The sequence below is a fragment of the Floridaenema aerugineum BLCC-F46 genome (assembly GCF_041929345.1).
Taxonomy (GTDB): domain Bacteria; phylum Cyanobacteriota; class Cyanobacteriia; order Cyanobacteriales; family Aerosakkonemataceae; genus Floridanema; species Floridanema aerugineum.
The window spans coordinates 1-19,148 of sequence record NZ_JBHFNQ010000007.1 but is presented as its reverse complement, the minus strand read 5'-3'; the positions used below and the strand labels follow the sequence as shown (position 1 = coordinate 19,148).

16 protein-coding genes are annotated in these 19,148 nt (G+C 44.0%); all 16 read left to right on the top strand.

Features of this window, described 5'->3' with window-relative positions; all coding sequences use genetic code 11:
- The first annotated feature begins 4 nt into the window (after positions 1-4).
- The 16 genes from ACE1CC_RS00750 (at position 5) to ACE1CC_RS00675 (ending at position 18,924) form a co-directional block, all read left to right on the top strand.
- Positions 5-1,360 carry a phage tail sheath family protein gene (locus ACE1CC_RS00750; protein ID WP_413268564.1) on the top strand — a complete coding sequence of 452 codons (1,356 nt, stop codon included), beginning with the start codon at positions 5-7 and terminating at the stop codon, positions 1,358-1,360.
- Between the two features lie 85 nt (positions 1,361-1,445).
- Entirely contained in the window at positions 1,446-1,868 is a 423-nt protein-coding gene (locus ACE1CC_RS00745) for a phage tail protein (RefSeq protein WP_413268563.1), read from the top strand.
- 96 nt (positions 1,869-1,964) lie between these two features.
- Positions 1,965-2,327: a phage tail assembly protein gene (locus tag ACE1CC_RS00740; RefSeq protein ID WP_413268562.1), complete on the top strand. Its 363-nt coding sequence runs from the start codon at positions 1,965-1,967 to the stop codon at positions 2,325-2,327.
- An 11-nt stretch (positions 2,328-2,338) separates the two neighbouring features.
- Positions 2,339-2,485: a DUF6760 family protein gene (locus ACE1CC_RS00735; RefSeq protein ID WP_413268561.1), complete on the top strand. Its 147-nt coding sequence runs from the start codon at positions 2,339-2,341 to the stop codon at positions 2,483-2,485.
- A gap of 18 nt (positions 2,486-2,503) precedes the next feature.
- Positions 2,504-2,986, top strand: a complete 483-nt coding sequence (locus ACE1CC_RS00730; RefSeq protein ID WP_413268560.1) for a phage tail protein — start codon at positions 2,504-2,506, stop codon at positions 2,984-2,986.
- 85 nt (positions 2,987-3,071) lie between these two features.
- On the top strand, positions 3,072-6,374 hold the full coding sequence (locus ACE1CC_RS00725) for a hypothetical protein (RefSeq protein WP_413268559.1): 3,303 nt from the start codon (positions 3,072-3,074) through the stop codon (positions 6,372-6,374).
- Positions 6,365-7,060, top strand: a complete 696-nt coding sequence (locus tag ACE1CC_RS00720) for a CIS tube protein (RefSeq protein ID WP_413268558.1) — start codon at positions 6,365-6,367, stop codon at positions 7,058-7,060. The genes ACE1CC_RS00725 and ACE1CC_RS00720 overlap by 10 nt, the downstream gene beginning before the upstream one ends.
- Positions 7,061-7,069: 9 nt before the next feature.
- Positions 7,070-8,173 (top strand): phage late control D family protein, encoded by a 1,104-nt coding sequence (locus ACE1CC_RS00715; protein WP_413268557.1) that lies wholly within the window; start codon positions 7,070-7,072, stop codon positions 8,171-8,173.
- A 30-nt stretch (positions 8,174-8,203) separates the two neighbouring features.
- Positions 8,204-8,851, top strand: a complete 648-nt coding sequence (locus tag ACE1CC_RS00710) for a phage baseplate assembly protein V (RefSeq protein ID WP_413268556.1) — start codon at positions 8,204-8,206, stop codon at positions 8,849-8,851.
- 64 nt (positions 8,852-8,915) lie between these two features.
- On the top strand, positions 8,916-9,311 hold the full coding sequence (locus tag ACE1CC_RS00705) for a PAAR domain-containing protein (RefSeq protein WP_413268555.1): 396 nt from the start codon (positions 8,916-8,918) through the stop codon (positions 9,309-9,311).
- Between the two features lie 13 nt (positions 9,312-9,324).
- Positions 9,325-9,723: a GPW/gp25 family protein gene (locus ACE1CC_RS00700; RefSeq protein WP_413268554.1), complete on the top strand. Its 399-nt coding sequence runs from the start codon at positions 9,325-9,327 to the stop codon at positions 9,721-9,723.
- Positions 9,723-12,962, top strand: coding sequence for a putative baseplate assembly protein (locus tag ACE1CC_RS00695; RefSeq protein ID WP_413268553.1), 3,240 nt, complete (start codon positions 9,723-9,725; stop codon positions 12,960-12,962). The genes ACE1CC_RS00700 and ACE1CC_RS00695 overlap by 1 nt, the downstream gene beginning before the upstream one ends.
- A 55-nt stretch (positions 12,963-13,017) precedes the next feature.
- Positions 13,018-14,142, top strand: coding sequence for a baseplate J/gp47 family protein (locus ACE1CC_RS00690; protein WP_413268552.1), 1,125 nt, complete (start codon positions 13,018-13,020; stop codon positions 14,140-14,142).
- Positions 14,143-14,144: 2 nt separating this feature from the next.
- Positions 14,145-14,879 (top strand): phage tail protein, encoded by a 735-nt coding sequence (locus ACE1CC_RS00685; protein WP_413268551.1) that lies wholly within the window; start codon positions 14,145-14,147, stop codon positions 14,877-14,879.
- Between the two features lie 26 nt (positions 14,880-14,905).
- Positions 14,906-16,414, top strand: a complete 1,509-nt coding sequence (locus ACE1CC_RS00680; RefSeq protein WP_413268550.1) for a hypothetical protein — start codon at positions 14,906-14,908, stop codon at positions 16,412-16,414.
- Between the two features lie 71 nt (positions 16,415-16,485).
- Positions 16,486-18,924 carry a tail fiber domain-containing protein gene (locus ACE1CC_RS00675; protein ID WP_413268549.1) on the top strand — a complete coding sequence of 813 codons (2,439 nt, stop codon included), beginning with the start codon at positions 16,486-16,488 and terminating at the stop codon, positions 18,922-18,924.
- The last annotated feature ends 224 nt before the right edge of the window (positions 18,925-19,148 follow it).

The window sequence follows — 19,148 nt, the reverse complement described above, 5'->3', positions numbered from 1 at the left end:
GCAAATGCCAACAGTCTATAAAACTCCAGGGGTCTATAAAGAAGAGTTTTTTCTACAACCCCAAGCCATATTGCCTACTGGCATTCCGGCATTTATTGGGTTTGCAGATGCGATCGCTGCCCTGAAAAATTTACCCCAAGGGGTGCAATTACCTGAATCCTTAAGCTCATCTTTAAAGGGGAGTATCAATTACGACCACGACAAAAAGCTGCTAGTTTTCCAAGGCGTTATGTCTACCGCAGCTAGGGAGGAATTGCTAGCTCTATCGTCAGACAAGGCGTTTAAACAGGCAATAATATTATTGTTCCAAAACGCTCAAAATACCGTAGTGACCTTGCACCGCAAGCAGGAGTTTACTAACCACTTCCAAAGTCGATTGCAGAGTTATCTGACTGAAGCAATCACTGGCTTTTTTGAGAATGGTGGTACCCATTGCTATGTGGTTCGTGCCGCTGCCAATCAAAACCCAGAAGTTGCTTTAAAAAATGCCCTTAAAGCTATAGAACTCCTAAATGATAGTGACTTAGTGGCAATTCCCGATGCGATGACCTTAACAGAGCAAGATGCCATCATCCGGGTGCAGCAAGAAGTACTCAAACATTGTGCCAAGCTGGGCGATCGCATAGCCATACTGGATGCGTGGCCCAGCAAGATAGGAGACATTAAAATTCAACGTGAAAGGCTAGCGGCGAATCAACAGGAATCCGTAAACGGAGTATTTTACTATCCTTGGATCAAAAATACCGAAAATTATCCCCAGCCTGATAACCCCAATCGAATTGAGAAAGGTCGCTTCGTGCCACCCTGCGGACACATAGCTGGAGTCATTTCCCGTAGCGATCGCACTAGGGGAGTATTCAAAGCCCCAGCCAACGAAGAAATCTTTGACGCTTTAGATCTGGAAGTAGCGATCGACAACTCAACTCAAGGCGAGTTGAACCCTCTTGGCATCAACTGCTTGCGGGCTTTTCCAGGCAGAGGCATTCGCATCTGGGGAGCGCGAACACTAAGCAGTGATGAAAACTGGCGTTACATCAACGTCCGGCGGATATTCCTCACCCTTGCACGCTGGATTGACCGAAATATGTTTTGGGTAACCTTTGAGCCTAACACCGAGCAACTGTGGGTGCGGATTGAACGAGAGCTAAGTTCTTACCTGGAACAACTATGGCGAGCTGGTGCCCTTTTGGGACAAACTCGCAAGCAGGCATTTTACGTGAAATGCGATGCCGAAACTAATTCACCAGAGAGTCGCGAAAAAGGAGAGGTTCTCACTGAAATTGGTCTGGCTCCTAGTTCCCCAGCTGAATTCATCATTGTCCGCATCATTCAACGCAGTGGCATCGTCGAAAGCGGATAACCCACTCCCCCCAAGCTCCACTCTCTTTAAATAAACCAAATACAAAACTTAAAAATTCCCAACTAAAATCCGCAGGAGATTTCCCATGCCTACTGACCCCTATCGTGGCTTTAATTTTAAGGTTGAAATTGATGGCATCAGCGAAGCAGGTTTCCAGGAATGCAGTGGTCTGGATGCTAATACCGATCCAGTAGAATACCGGGAAGGCACCGACCCTAATCATGTGCGTCAGCTAACGGGATTAAACAAATACTCACCTATTACACTCAAACGCGGCATCACCGACTCAGCTACACTCTGGCAATGGCGGCAGAAGGTGATCGATGGCAAAACGGAACGCAAAAACTTGTCAATCGTGTTGTACAACGAAGCCCAAGAAGAGAAATTGCGCTGGAATCTACGTAGAGCATGGCCTTCAAAGTGGACAGGTCCCAGTTTTAACGCTACCAGCAACGAAGTTGCTATTGAAACACTCGAAATTGTTCATGAGGAAATGCTGAAAGGTTAGTCAACAATATAAGTCACTTCATCTTTGATTAAAGTCTCTAAACCCCATTTTGGGGGGAAAAGCGAGTTCCCCATCTCTCCTAGAAACTTGTTGCTGATGCTACAAACTGAATTTTCTTTCACTCTACCTATCGGCTACGTTGATGAAGACGGCAATTTGCATCGAGAAGGTGTCATGCGTCTGGCAACTGCCTTAGATGAAATTGCCCCTCTAAAAGATCCGCGCGTGCGTAGTAACCAGGCATATTTGCTGATGATTTTGCTATCGCGAGTCGTTGCCAAACTTGGCACACTGGAGTACATCAACCCCAAAGTCATAGAGGGCTTGTTTGCAGGCGACCTGGCATATTTGCAAGACCTCTACTGCCGCATTAATCAAAATGGGCATGACCGAGTGCGTACCCAATGCCCCCACTGTGAAAAAGAGTTTGAAGTGGAACTCACTAGCATGGGGGGATAACTGGCTACCCCTTGGAGCGGCTGCATAAGGAGGTAGCCTACATCGCTTATCACTTCCACTGGTCGCACGAATATATTCTAGCCCTAGAGCATCCAGAGCGCTTGCGTTGGGTTGCAGAGATTGCTGATATCAATAAACGCTTTAACGAACAAGTTTGATCGCAAGGAGCTAATCTAATGCCGTCCGTGGGACTGAATACTGCCTTTACTGTTGCTACTAGCGTATTAAATGTTTCTGTCGATCCTTTTTTCGCTTTTAATTTCTTGATTGAAATAGAAGGACTTTTAGTGGGAGGCTTTTCTGAGTGCAGTGGTCTGGAAGTGGAGACAGAATTCTATGATTACCGGGAGGGCGGGATGAATGACTATGTACACCGCTTTATTGGTCCGACCAAATATCAACCACTTATCCTCAAACATGGGCTTACCCCGATTCCCGGTTTATGGACTTGGCATCAAGAGGTGATTCAAGGAATTGACACAGGTAAGTTTAAACGTCGCAACGGCACAATTTATTTGTTAAACCAGCAAAAAATCCCGATGAAGTGGTGGAATTTTAAAGAAGCTTTTCCTTACAAATGGAGTGGGCCAGAATTTCGGGCAAACTCTGGAGACGTTGCTTTTGAGAGCGTAGAACTTTTCCACAAAGGGCTGAGCTAATCATAGTAGCGCGATCGCCAAAAAACCACACTTTGCGTAAGCGCTTGGCTAGCTCGGTCAGTTTCAACAGTTTCGGAGTTTTGGTATGGCAGAATCATCTCAACAACCTGTAAATGAAACAACTCAAGCCTTACGATCTTCGGCACTCAACCAGCGCCTCGATCGCCGCCGCACCGAACCTTTGGGAATACTTGACATACGCCCATTTGACTCTCAGTTTGCGCGTGTACCTGGGTGGATGGTGCAGCGTTCTGCATTCCTCGACCAACTACAGAAACGCTACAGCAGTCAAGACAATGCCTCAGCAGACGGGACGGATTTGGTAATCGCTGCCTCCTTGCAATCCATCCCCAGAGAACGAACTTTGACTTTACCTACCCCAGAGCAAACAGCAGCACCATCTAGTTTTAATATTGCCAAACCCGTTGCGCCAACAACCACTTCAGATTCTCCTCTCTCTGGTCAATTTCGCGTCAGCCGCAAGGCAATTCCTTTAGCTAAAGTGGATGCGATCGCTTCCTCTCAAACTGGCTCAAGTAAGTTATTCTCTAAAAGAAATCCAACAGATCCTAATTCTACTGAGGTAGTTTCCTCATCCAATGAACCCTCAAACCAGAGGTCTGTAAGTGAAAATTCTAGATATTCTCAATCAATTGAAACATCCATTCAAACCACAAACCAACCAAGTGTTGCTACAGAAATTGTATCTGCACAAAACATATCCCAACCAGTTGACAAGTCCTTAATTTTGCCCAAACGCCTTAACCAAGATGTTTCACAAGGTTCTGATAGTAGTGAGGTTAATCTCAGCCCTTCATTCCAAACGGGTATTGAGCAATCATCTGTCAGTAAAAACTATCCTCAACAGAATGTTGCAATTCCCTCGGAAAACGCCACTCAGAACCAGCCTCCTGTAGTTGATGAAATTACTCAAAACCTGCCGCCATTACAGCAGGCTCAATCGGATTTAATTTTACCAAAACCTATTAACCCAGAAAATATTCCTAGCTCTGATAGTGGTGAGGTTAATCTCAGTATTTCATCTCAAACTGGGATTGAACAATCATCTATTAACAAAAACTCTCCTCAACAGAATGTTACAATTACCTTGGAAAATTCCACTCAAAACCCACCTCCTATAGTTGATGAAATTATCCATAGTTTGCACCCATTAGAATCAGCTCAATCGGATTTAATTTTACCAAAACGTATTAACCCAGAAAATCTTCCTAGTTCTGAGAGTGGTGAGGTTAATCTCAGTACTTCATCTCAAACTGGGATTGAACAATCATCTATTAACAAAAACGCTCCTCAACAGAATGTGGCAATTTCCTCGGAAAATGCCACTCAGAACCAGCCTCCTATAGTTGGTGAAATTACTCAAAGCTTGCAGCCATTACAATCGGCTCAATCGGATTTAATTTTACCAAAACGTATGAACCTAGAAAATCTTCCTAGCTCTGATAGTGGTGATGTTAATCTCAGTACTTCATCTCAAACTGAAATTGAACAATCATCTATTAACAAAAACGCTCCTCAACAGAATGTGGCAATTTCCTCGGAAAATGCCACTCGAAACCAGCCTCCTATAGTTGATGAAATTACTCAAAGCTTGCCATCATTACAGCAGGCTCAATCGGATTTGATTTTACCAAAGCGTATTAACCCAGAAAATCTTCCTAGCTCTGAGAGTGGTGAGGTTAATCTCAGTACTTCATCTCAAACTGGGATTGAACAATCATCTGTTAACAAAAACGCTCCTCAACAGAATGTTACAATTTCCTCGGAAAATGCCACTCGAAACCAGCCTCCTGTAGTTGGTGAAATTACTCAAAGCTTGCAGTCATTACAATCGGCTCAATCGGATTTAATTTTACCAAAACGTATTAACCCAGAAAATCTTCCTAGTTCTGAGAGTGGTGAGGTTAATCTCAGCAATTCATCCCAAATTGGCATTAAACAATCATCTATTAACAAAAAGTCTCCTCAACAGAATGCTGCAATTCTCTCGGAAAATCCCACTCAAAACCCGCCTCCTGTAGTTGATGAAATTACTCAAAGCTTGCAATCATTACAACAAGCCGAGCCGAATTTAATTTTGCCCAAACGTCTTAATCAAGACATTTTTCAAGGTTCTAATAGTAGTGAGTTTAATCTCAGCCCTTCATTTAAAAGTGAGATTGAAAAATCATCTATTAGGAAAAGTAATCCTCAACATAATGTTGCAACTCCCTCGAAAAATGCTACTGAAAACCCGCCTTATGTAGTTGGGGAAATTACTCAAAGCTTGCCGTCATTACAGCAGGCTCAATCGGATTTGATTTTACCAAAACGCCTTAATCAAGACATTTTGCAAAGTTCTAATAGTAGTGAGTTTAATCTCAGCCCTTCATCTCAAAGTGAGACTGAAAAATCATCTGTTAGGAAAAGTAATCCTCAACAGAATGTTGCAATTCTCTCGGAAAATCCCACTGAAAACCAGCCTCATGTAGTTGGGGAAATTACTCAAAGCTTGCAGTCATTACAACAATTTGAGCCAAATTTAATTTTGCCAAAACGCCTTAATCAGGAAGCTTTACAAGGCTCTGATAACAGTAGCGATCGCTGGAAATATAGTAATTTACCATCAGGTAAAGCAAGAATCAAAAGACCATCTTTTAAAAAAAATTCAACACTAAATAATTTTGCAAATGCCCCCTTAAACAAAACTCAACATCAACCAGTTACAGTTGAAAAAGTTATTCAAGACAGTCGAGCAAAACACGCTGAAGAATTACTGATATTGCCAAAACGGATTAGTCACGGAACTGCTGAACTCTCTACCAGTAATGTATCAGATGAACAACCGACTAGAATTACTCAAACCGCACAACCAGTGTTCAAAGAACTGGCAGAAATGCCTTTAGTGATGCGTGATACTTCTGGCAAGGTAGATAACTCCTTTAAGGAGTTTAAAGTTGCTTCTGGTCGATCGCATTCAACAGCCACAACGCCACTAGCGATCGCTTCAGAAATTCCCGTCACTGCAAACTCTACAGGGCATCAGAACATGATTTGGCGTAAAAATACTAGCGAACCCTCATCAGGGCACTCCTTGCCCCATGTTACCAGTAGTAATAATCAAAATAGTTTGCCTCTTGCAATCAGCCCTGCAATTGTTCAGAAACAGATTGCCCGTGAATCCTTGACAACATCTCACCCTACCTCTTTTAAAAGCGCAGGACAAATAGCCAATCCAATGTCTGGCAATAATGGAGCAATACCAGCGCAAACAACAACACAAGTCCAAGCAGTAAATGTGGCAGAAATTGCCGAACAAGTGAGCCGTATTCTCTATCGTCAGTTAACTGTTGAACGGGAACGCCGGGGGATGAATTTATGGTATTAGCAGGAGGTTTATCGCAAACAGTAGAAAAGTTAGAAATCAAGCCAGACTCAGGCTTAAAACTAATCAAGGTATCTTTCAATCCCAATTCTTTTTCTATTACCAAGGCTGTTTCCTGGAATAGTGTAGATAATTCGGGTTCACAAAACTCTAAAGCACAAGAATTGCTCAACGCCCCTGGATTAAGGTTTGGTGGTGGTGAATGTCGCGAACTCACCTTCAATGAACTTTTTTTTGACGTTACTGAACCAATTGATGGTGTAAAAATTGCTGATGTCCGGGAAAAAACCAACGACATTGTAGAACTTACCCGTATCCAACGTTCTACCAAAAGACCGCCAGTTTGTGAAGTAAGTTGGGGGAATGCTCCTAGTGGTTCCGATTTCCCTTTTAAGGGAGTTGTCACGAACTTAACACAAACTTTTACGCTCTTTAAAAGAGACGGTACTCCAGTTCGGGCTACATTAAGTATCACTTTCAAGGAATACTTAAAGCCTTTAGACGACCAACGTCAGACTGACCCCGAACTCACCACCCATGTCGTCAAACGCGGCGACACATTGAGCAGTATTGCAGCCCAACTTTACGGCGATCCGAAGCGATGGCGGATAATTGCGGAGGCTAACAGTCTAGACGATCCGCGTTACCTGAAGATTGGCAGTTTTTTAAGCATTCCAGAACAGGATTGAGGTGGCGTTATGTCAATTCCCACTGACGAATTGTATCTACCAGATTTTGATGTTCTTATTAACGGTTCGCCTTTGAAACTAGAAGACAAATTACAACTAATTCGGATTTTAGTTGATGAGGAAGTAAACTTACCCAGTATGTTTACCTTAGAATTTGCCGGATTAGACGAAGAAGTTCCTAGAACTGACATTCAATTGATTGACGATGCCAATCTAATTAAGATCGGCAATGAAGTCAAAGTCAAACTGGGTTACTTCCAAGATAAATTAGAGCAGCTGATTACAGGTGAAATTACTGCGCTAGAACCAGAGTTTCATTACAGTTCACAGCCTAGCTTGACTGTGCGCGGTTATGATCGCCGTCATCGTTTGCAAAGAGGGCGCAAAACTCGCTCGTTTCTCCAACGCAAAGATAGCGACATTGCAAGGCAAATTGCCTCTGATGCCGGGTTAACTCCCCAGATAGAAGATAGCAAAGTGATTCACGAGTATGTATTGCAAGCAAATCAAACCGATATGGAATTTTTGCAAACCCGTGCCCGTCAGATTCAGTATGAGGTGCTTGTGGAAGACAAAAAACTGTTTTTCCGACCTGTCGCTAATGCCAAGCCGGAAATTTTGACCTTGACGTTTAAGGAAGATCTGCTGGAGTTCTATCCTCGTGTTAGTGCGATCGGTCAGGTTGCTCAAACCACTGTACAAGGTTGGGATTTCAAAAACAAAACTAAAATCGTTGGACAAGCGATCGCTGGGAGTGAAGTCTCGAAAATGGGCGGGCGAAATAGTGGGGCGGCACTGAGCCAAAGTGCTTTTGGTAAGGCTACTGGAGTTATAAGTTATCACCCGATTATGACCCAAGCCGAAGCCGATCAGCTTGCCAAAGCCAACTTCAATCAGGGAGTGCTGGCACTAATTACAGGTGAAGGAGTTTGTCAGGGACGTACTGATTTACGGGCTGGCAAAGTCATCAAAATCGATGGCGATCGCATCGGTAAGCAGTTTAGAGGTCAGTACTATCTGACTTCAGTAAGTCACCGCCTCAGCGCCAGGAGTAGCCACTTGGGACGCGGGGGTTACTACACCCATTTCAAATTTTGCCGGAACGCTTTGTAAATTCCAAATTCAAATAGGAGTTAAGGGAACGTGGATTTATTTGAAATGCTGATTGATACTCAGGCACAGCAAGCGATCGCTTCACGCATTTACGGCGTAGTGGTTGGTGTTGTTACAAACAATAAAGACCCTAACAACCTCGGACGGGTGAAAGTCAAATTTCCTTGGTTGAGCGATGCAGATGAAAGCCATTGGGCACGCATTGCCACACCAATGGCAGGTAAGCAACGGGGCATTTATTTTCTACCAGAAATTGATGACGAAGTGCTAGTTGTATTTGAGCAGGGTGATGTGCGTTTTCCCTACATTATTGGTAGTTTGTGGAATGGAAAAGATACACCACCCGAAACTAATAAAACGGGAAAAAATGACATTCGTCTCATCAAATCTCGTAGTGGTCATGTAATTCGTTTAAATGACGAAAAAGGAAAGGAAACTATCGAAATTATCGACAAAACTAACAAGAATAGTATAAAATTTGAGACAGCAACAAATACTATTAGTATCACGTCAGATAAAGATATTACACTGTCGGCTCCCAGAGGAATCATTAAGCTGGACGCTAAAGAAATTGACATTCAATCTTCAGCTAGAACCAACATTAATGCCAAAACTCAAATGGATCTCAAAGCTACTGCCGAAATGAATATCAAAGGCGCAATAATCAATCTCAATTAATTATTTGTTAGCTGCTATTAACAAATAAAAATCCAAAATCTAAAATCCAAAATCCAAAATCATTATGGGACGACCAGCAGCAAAATTAGGCGATACAATCTTCGCCATAGATACACATTTAGTGTTTACCCCACCAATACCAAATGCCGTACCATTGCCGCATCCATTTAAAGGAACTATCAACGGCAATCTCAGTACAAATGTCAAAATTATGGGAAAACCAGCTGCCACAGTAGGTAGCATTGCTATTAATATGCCTCCCCATATTCCCACCCCACCGGGTATTGCTTTTCTAAAAATACCTAGTAATAAAGGCATAGTCCAAATGGGTAGCCTCACAGTCAGAATTAACGGCAAGATGGCAGCACGCGCTGGCGATACGGCTCTAACTTGCAATGACCCCATCGATCTACCGATAGGGCGAGTAATTGCTACGGGCACAGTATTAATTGGAGGCTGACAGGTACAGGAATATGGCTAAAAAGTTTCTAGGAGTAGGTGTAGGCTTTCCCGTGACTGTTCCAAATGGCGCGATCGCTGCCGCAGAGTATGAAGAAAGCGTTCGTCAGTCGATTTGGATCATCCTGGGTACTGCCAAAGGTGAACGAGTAATGCGCCCAGATTTTGGCTGCGGCATTTACGATTTGGTGTTTGAAGTAAATTCACCTTCAACTGCTGGCAAGGTTTCTCAAGCTGTGCGAGAAGCGTTGCTGCTGTTTGAACCACGCATTGATGTGTTGGATGTTCAAGTGACTCCTGTTTCTGATAGTGAAGGTTCCAAACTGCTCATCAGCATTGATTATGAAGTACGAGCGACCAATAACGCCTTCAACCTGGTTTATCCGTTTTATCTAGAAATGGGTGCAGGGTGATGACTAACAAACCGCCTCCAATTGACTCGCGCACAGCAGCAGATATTGTCAAACAGGTACAAGAACTGTTGCTCAAATCTGCTACAGATGCAACTTCTTTACCAAACTGGCAGGGATACGCACCAGATTGGCAAGAGTTTGATGCAGCTACAGGCAAGCCCAAAGGTATCAGCGCTGCATTAATCGGTGTATTTGCCCGTTACGCCGAAATCATCATTCAACGGCTTAACCAAGTACCCAATAAAAATTTCTTGGCGTTTCTCAACCTACTGGGTGCTTCGCAACTACCACCCCAACCCGCTAGAGTGCCGTTGTTGTTCTCCCTTGCCGTTGGTAGTGAGGTTGATGCCACAGTACCCGCCGGAACTCAAGTGGCAGCACCATCGGCTGAGGGTGATGAGGAGCCAGTAATTTTTGAAACAGAACGCGATTTGGTGGTGACGGCGGCAACACTTGAGGCAGTATTTGTTCGCGACTCAGAGCAAGATAAGTACGCTGACTATAGTGAAATCGCTAAAATTCCCACGACCGATACTACTACATCAATACTGGAAGCACCGATTTTCAGAGGAAAGCAGCCCGTAGAACACATTCTCAAAATCGGGCATCGCAAAATTTTGGGCTTTCCCAAAACTCAAAATTCGACCTTGAGCGTCAATTTGACCTTGACCATTAGCCTATCCAAATCGCTGGGAGATAATGCACAGGTGCAATGGCAGATGTGGGATGGTGAAAAATGGCAAGATCGAGAACCAACTGAAGCAAGACTGGGTGCTAAAAATCTGGGACTGCAAGGCGATAATCAACTCACCTTTGCTGCCATGACCTCTGTTTTTGCTACTAGCGAGACAGCTTCAGAAATTGGCTGGTTGCGCTGTGTTTTAAAGAGTGCGATCGCTCCTGTCCCCAATTCCCAAGCGCCTCCTCTGTCGGGTAAAGTACGCTCTACTGAACTACCTAAAATTAATGCCATCGAATTCGCCCTTAGCATTACTCGATCATCACTGGTGGTCGAGGAAGCATTTATCAATCAATTGCCAATTGATTTAAGTAAACAGTTCTTCCCATTTGGTGAGCAACCAAAATTTAGCGATACATTTTATCTAGCAAACCAGGAAGCTTTCTCAAAAAGTGGGGCCACTGTCACCCTAGAAATTGACCTCATCGATCCTCTTCTATTCCTGGGCTTAGAACGCGAAACTATAAATAAATTTAAAGAAAATCAGAACCCACAGTTAAAGTGGGAAGTTTGGGACGGACAAACCCAAAAATGGCGAGCTATTGGTACCTCCCGGCGCGACGGCTCGAATCCTGATGAATTAGCAACTGCATTTCAAGACTCAACAAATGCCTTTACTAACGTTGGGGAAAATCTTCAGATCACCTTTACTCTACAACCATCATTTATCCCGCAGCTAACAACAGTTAATGGCATTGAAAACTTTTGGATTCGCGTGCGAATAATTGCTGGTGACTATGGCAAAGGCGCTAGGTATCAGGAAGTTCCAGGTCGGTACGAACTCATCCCAGCTTCTTTTGTACCGCCTGCCATTGAGTATCTACGTGTGGGTTACACGCTCAACACTCCTGAATTTGCCTTAGAAAAAATCATCACTTACAACGATTTTAATGAGCAGGAAATCAAGCTGGCTGATAATGGTACTTTTGCGCCCTTTGAACCTTTTGGCGCGATCGCAGACGACAAACCAACGCTCTACCTGGGTTTTTCTTTGCCAATCGATCGCCATTTTGCCAATAGTCCTCTCAGCCTTTTCTTTCGGGTAGCAGACACAAAGTATACCCCCAATTTTGAAGCCGTTGCTAAGCAGGATCTCGGAACCAACAAGCGATTACATCTTTCTTGGCAGTATTGGAACGGTAAGGAATGGATTAATCTAACTGTTCGGGATGACTCAGAAAACTTTACTCGCTCAGGTTTGGTGGACGTACTTCCACCTAGCAATATCGCACCTCGCGAAGATTTTGGACTACCTGAGCGCTACTGGCTAAGCGTTCGATGGGAAAGTGGCAATTATGATATTGAACCCAGATTACGGCGGATATTACTCAACACTACGATCGCTTCCCAAACCGTCACCATCAGCAATGAAATTCTCGGTTCCAGCAATGGGGCAGAAAATCTGGTTTTTTGCACCACGCGATCGCCCGTTTTGGACGGTGAATATTTAGAAGTCAGAGAGCCAGAAATCCCCTCCGCACTAGAACAGGATCGTATCAAAAACGTACATGGTGAGGATGCGATTTCAGTAATTCCTGATATCAACGAACAACCGCAAGCAATTTGGGTGCGCTGGCAACAAGTGACCGATTTTTATGCTTCAAACCCGCGCGATCGCCATTACGTCCTCGATCGCATCACTGGAGAAATTCGCTTTGGCGACGGCTTAAATGGATTGATTCCCCCAATCGGCATCGGCAATTTGCGCTTGAGAAAGTATCAAACGGGTGGTGGCACAATCGGCAACCAACCCGCAAATACTATTGTCCAACTCAAAACCACTGTTCCTTACATAGACAGCGTTACCAATCCCGAAGCTGCTACAGGCGGTGCTGATGCCGAAACCATAGAATCGCTAACAGAGCGATCGCCGCGTACCGTTCGCCACAGCAACCGTGCTGTTACCTTTGAAGACTATGAAGACCTAGCAATGCTAGCAACACCAGAGGTAGCGCGAGCCAAATGCGTACCCTTACTTAACCTGCACGCCAATCCGCTGGATGTAAACAAATCAGACCAGCCTCCTAAAGCCCCTGGAGAGGTGAGCGTGATTATCGTACCGCGATCGCTTGACAAAAAACCCTTACCGACGCTGAATTTACTAGCTCGCGTTCAGGATTATCTGGAAACTCACGCGATCGCCACCACAAAAATTTGGGTAGTGGGACCGCTTTATGTGGAGGTAAGTGTCATCGCCGACATTGCCCTCACATCTCCAGACGGAGCCAGCACCGTAAAACAAGCTGTCAACAAAACCTTGACCGACTTTTTACATCCTCTGACGGGCGGTCTTGATGGCAACGGTTGGACATTTGGTCGGCGACCTCACCGATCAGATTTCTACGCCCTACTTGAAGCAGTTCCCGGTGTCGATCATATTCGCAGTTTGAAAATAGAGAAAATTGGAGAACAAAATAATGTTGAAAAAATTCAAGATACAGGTCGCTTCTTGGTGTATTCCGGCATCCACACCATCAACTTATGGCTTGAAGAAGTGTAAAAAATTGCTATTTGTTCTTAGTTGCTTCTAAAAAAAATCTCCATAACCAACTTTTATGCCTATACAACTTCCCAACTTAGACAATCGTACTTACGACGATCTAGTTCAAGAAGCCCTCAGCCTGATTCCCACCTACGCGCCGGAATGGACGAACCACAATCCTTCCGATCCTGGCATTACGCTGATTGAATTGTTTGCCTATCTGACCGAAATGCTGAATTATCGGCTAAACAGAGTCACAAATGCCAATAAACAGACTTTTCTCAATCTGATTACTGAGAATAAATACCCTCTCTTCAATGAAAAAGGAGAACCGAAACTTCTAGATGAGAAAACGTTGAATGAAGAAATTCGCAAGACGGTAGTAAACCTCCGCAAAGCAAACCGTGCTGTTACCTGTAAGGACTTTGAGGAACTGGCTCTAGCATTCAACCAAACGACGGATAAGAAGAGTCCGCAGAACGTTGCTCGTGCCCGTTGTCTTCCCCACCGTAACCTAGAATCACCCAATTCCAGCACAGTTGTAATTGACTCTGAACGACCGGGCCATGTCAGTGTTGTCATTGTTCCAGACAAACCTCAACCCAATTCTCAATTGCAACCAACTGATGAATTGCTCCAAGAAGTTTGGGCTTACCTTGAACCAAAGCGGTTGCTCACGACTCGGCTGCATCTGGTAGGGCCGCGCTATCTGACAATTCGGGTACAGATAACGCTTGTACTCAAACCGGGAGCCAAAGAAATAAAACTTGAAGATTTAGATGATAATTTGGAGGCTAAAGAACCTAGTAAAAAAGACAGCGTTCTTCCTCAAGTCATTAAAGCACTACGAAAATTTTTTAGTCCGCTAAAAGGTGGACAAGAGGGTAAAGGATGGGAATTTGGTCGCAATGTTTATTTATCAGAAATTTACGAATTACTAGACAAGCAACCAGGCATAGATTATGTTGAAAAGGTTGAAAGAACAGGAAACTCAACAACAAAAGTACCAGAAGATGAAATTGTAGTTGAAGATAAGCAGCGAGAACTGAGAGTTAACGGACAACTTAGTGCTGTGGAATTAAAAGCAAATGAATTGGTAAATTTCCAGATTCAAAAGAGAGATATCCAGATACCTAAAGATGGGGGACGTATCACCATCTCTCCAGCGGATACTTCAGTCACAGTCACCGGAGGATAACCATGCCAGTGCGATCGCCCAATCAATTACTCAATTACCTACCTCCTATTTACCAGGAAGATCCGTTTCTAGGTCAATTTCTCCTAGCTTTTGAAAAAGTGTTGCTGGGAATTAATGACGGCCTATCATTGCCAAAACTAACGGATGATGTTAAGTTTCAAGACAAAGGACTGGAAGAAGCGATCGCCTCAATTGCCACCCTGTTCGATCCGATTGGCAATGAATCTCTACCTGTAGAAAACCGTCAACGCACACCACAAGAATTTCTCAGTTGGTTAGCTGGTTGGGTTGCTCTCAGTTTACGAGATGACTGGGAAGTAGAAGCTCAACGCCGATTTATTAGCCGAATAGTTTCTCTCTATCAAAAGCGCGGTACTAAAGCGGGAATGATAGAGATGCTCAAGTCCTACACTGGCATGGGCGTTGAGGTCAACGAGTTCCGCGAAACGATGCAAATTGGTGTGGTTTCTACCGTTGGGAAGGACACCAGAATTAGTGAAGGTTTACCTCATTACTTCAAAGTCAAAATCATCCTGGAAAAGCTAGAAGACCTGAACCTTAAGCGTAAAGGACAGATTGCCAAAGCCATCATTGACCAGGAAAAGCCAGCCCACACCTTCTATGACCTAGATATTGAAGTGCCAAGCACTATCCAAGTAGGGGTGCCCGAACGAGCAACTATTGGGGTAAATACCTTACTTGGCGATATACCCCAAAAAGCTCAACCCAGTAATTAGGAATTTTTGATTCAGGAGATATCCTTATGGCAGATTACAAGTTGCCAGATTACGTCACTAAGCGGCTACGTTACTTTAACAACCAGTTCCTGCAAGAACAGGATTTCATAGACGAGCAAAACTACCACGTTGACAGACAAAGACGCCACAATCGGCTGCTACACACTCCCGGTATTGCTGACGGTCTAACAGTTACAGCTTCTGCGGGTGCAACTGATGCACAGGTAAGCCCTGGCACCGCGATCGATGGGAAGGGTAGACAAATTCTATTGTCCCAAAGTCAGCCAGTAGCAGTGAAAGACAACCAAGGCAATCTTTTCAAAGATCAGCAGAAAGTATTTCTGGTGATTTCCTACTTTGAGCAGGAATCAGACGATCCCCCGGCGGGAGGAGGTGAAGGAAAAACACGGTGGCTTGAACAACCAAAGATTGAATGTTATGAGCAAACCAACGTTCCTTCTGATGAAAATACCTACCTACGTTTGGCACTTCTAACTATTGGTACTGATGGCAAAATTGTTAGCGTAGATTTGAGTGTTCGCAAGCTAGCGGGAAGCAAAATTGGTATCACCGATAAATCGATTAAGGAAAATAATCTTGATGATGTTATAAGGTCAAAACTAGTTACCAACGGTAACAATCATAACCACAGGGATGGAGAGGGTGGTAAGATCAAACATAGTTCTCTTGATTTAACAGATGCCGGAACAAATCCCCACGGAACTACGGTAGATAATGTTCTGGATGCGACAAAAAGTAAAGTCAGTAAACGTGTTTTTGTGCAAGTTAATGTTCCGGGGATCTACAATCCGGATACGAGGAGTTCTATAACGGACAAAGGTTCTGTTTTTGTCTTAAATACTTCTTCTAGCGATTCCTATGGCTTGGTGGCGAAAGTCGCAGAGACGGCTGATGTACCGCCTGATCCCAACAAGACCATCCCTGCTGCTGCGGTGGTTGCGATCGCTGGCCGTAAAAACGTTTATGGAATTTATACCACTGCTCTAACACCAGGTTATGCACTCAACGTTGACGGCAAAGCTAATTTTGCTGGAGGACTCAATTCAGGTCACATTTCAGATACCTTCATCAATGCCAGTGGACAACGATTGACTACAGGAGATGTCGTTAAACTCAAAGGAACTCCGGTTACGCAGTTTCGGGGTTCTCAAAATAAAATTCCCATTGCCGAAGTCACCCTGGCAGATCGAGAAAACGACACATTGGTAATTGGCATCGTCGATAGTGAAGCCATCCCAGAACCAGGACAACCAGATACCAGAGTGAAACCGGAAGATCCAAGCTTCATCGAGGATGGCGGCGAGTTATACCTGGTCACACTGGGAGTATTTGCTCACTGTAAAGCTGATGCCACTGACATCCCTATTGAAGTGGGAGATTTGTTGACAACTTCTAACAAACCTGGTCACGCCAAAAAAGCTACAGATCCAAAATTGGGCAGCATTATTGGCAAGGCATTAGATCCACTTGAAAAAGGAACGGGTTACATTTCAGTGTTTGTGAATATCCAATAGCAAACAGCTATGACGATAGGTTACATACCGCTAATTTTCAAACAAAAAAACAACTAACAAAGGAGACAGTAATGGCAGAACAAAATTTTGACAATCTTCGAGTTACTCAACAAACCTACATCGGTACTGGTGGTGACTCAGACGCCCAACTACATATTTGGAGAAACGACAATCAAGAAGCCAAAATCTTACTGGAAAGAGCAGGTAGTATCCTACTCAAGCTAGCTGTCAACTCGGAAAATGTCGCCACTCTAGGCACGATTGGCAACAGCCCTCTGCAACTCCAGGCAGCCGGAACTTCCGGAATTTATCTCAACACGAATGGCTTGGTCGGTGTCGGTACAACCACTCCCAGCTTCAACCTCGATGTTCAAGGCATCATCAACGCCACGCAGTTCTACAAGAATGGTCAACGCTGGAAAATCACTAATGATGACATTGACGACAATAAAATCTCTGGTCTCAAGATTCAGGATAATTCCATACCTATAGGGAAATTAAAAGATTTCTCACCCTCTCCAGGCAGTCAATGGAAAGACGGTTCTAGCGGTAGCGGTAGTATCTTTTACGACGGCAGCGGCAACGTTGGCATCGGCATCGGGAAAACCAACCCAACTTTCAAACTCGACGTTCAAGGTGTCATCAACGCCACGCAGTTCAACAAAAATGGTCAACCCTGGAAAATCACTAATGATGACATTGACGATAACGCCGCCATTGATGGCAACAAGATGAAAGATGGGTCGATACCCATAAAGAAAATAAAAGATTTACCACCCTCTACAAGCAGTCAATGGGTAAGTGGTAACAGTGGCATTATCTCTTACAGCGGTGGCAACGTTGGTATCGGCATAAGCAACCCTCAGTTCAAGCTCGACGTTCAAGGCAATATCAACGCCACGCAGTTCTTCAAAAACGGTGTTCCTTGGATAATATCGCGTGATGAGATTGCCAACCAAGCCATTAATGCCGACAAGATTGGCAACGGTGCCGTCACGACTGACAAAATCGCTAATAAGTCTATCACTCAAGAGAAATTAGCTTTCCAAATCTCTCCTCCAAGCAGCAGTCAATGGCAAGGTGTGGATGGTGACCCCATCTCTTACACAAAAAACAACGTTGGCATCGGGACGACAACGCCAAAATCACTTTTAGAAATCCGAAAAGATGTAAGCAACAAACTAGGAGCTGTATTGACGCTACAAAACAGTTTAGGTGGAACAGGTGCTGGGGTAGCTATTGATTTTAATGGGTATGACGTAGGTCAAGATGACCCAACTGCTCGAATACAATCCCTTGATGACGGCTCCGCTTCTAGTCATATAGCTTTTTATACCAAGCAGTCTGGGGCACCTACGAATAAGTTACAAGAAAGGCTAAGAATTCAATCCAATGGTAACATTGGCATCGGGAAAAACAACCCGGCATTCAACCTCGACGTTCAAGGCATCATCAACGCCACACAGTTTTACAAAAATGGTGTTCCTTGGATAATATCGCGTGATGAGATTGCCAGCCAAGCCATTAATGCCGACAAGATTGGCAACGGTGCCGTCACGACTGACAAAATCGCTAATAAGTCTATCACTCAAGAGAAATTAGCTTTCCAAATCTCTCCTCCAAGCAGCAGTCAATGGCAAGGTGTGGATGGTGCCCCCATCTCTTACACAAAAAACAACGTTGGCATCGGGACAACCACTCCGCTAGCAAAGCTACAAGTCGCCAATGGAGCTATCATGCCAAGTGCTGGCAATTCTGAAACATCAGGGATTATGTTTCCAAAAGATCCTGGTGGTGGTGGTGATGATGCTGCTTGGATTCGTTATTACGCACGAACAGATGAAGCTTGTACTTTGGAAATAGGTATATCCAACGATGGAGATGATCATATCGCCTTAATGCCTTCCGGTTACGTCGGCATTGGTACAAAAACACCATCAGGCAAACTACATATTTATGAACCTACAGACGACAAAGGTCAGGGAGGAAGTATCAAGTTTTTTGACACAGGAGCTAACTGGAAATACGAGATTAGCTATGATGGTGGCTCTGACGGTAAATTTATGTTTACAAATACTGGCAAAGCCGAAGGAGAAACAGGATTTCAATCGTCAGTTGCAAACAAAACGTTACTGACTATGAAAAACAATGGTCAGGTCGAGGTACCAAATGGCAATCTCTCTGTCAAGTTCGATCTCTATGTCGGGGGACAATTGGTACAGGCATCATCTAGAGAACTAAAGGAAAATATTACTGATTTCTCCACTCAAGAAGCAATTAAGACATTGGCAGGTCTAAATCCAGTCAAATTCAATTATCGAGAAGATCCGGAAAAAGGACTCACAGTTGGATTTATTGCAGAAGATGTGCCGGACTTATTAGCGACTCATGAGAAAAAAGGAGTTTGCGCGTTAGAAATTGTGGCAGTGCTGACTAAAGTCATCAAAGAGCAGCAAATGGAACTATCCCTTCTGCGGGAAAGAGTAACCACTTTAGAGGCGAAGGCTTAACAATACCAACCTTAATTCAACACCATAAAAATTAACACGCATTGAGGAGGTATGTAAATCAACCCAGAGTTAAGAAGGTTAATTGTAGCAGCCAGCAATAAGAAACACTCCGACCAGCAATAACGAGCATTCTGAGCCAGGATTAATTGCAACTATGTTGGTGAATTGAGCCAGGATTATCTGCGATTGGGACAGAATTAACAGCAACCAGCCAGCAATAAGAA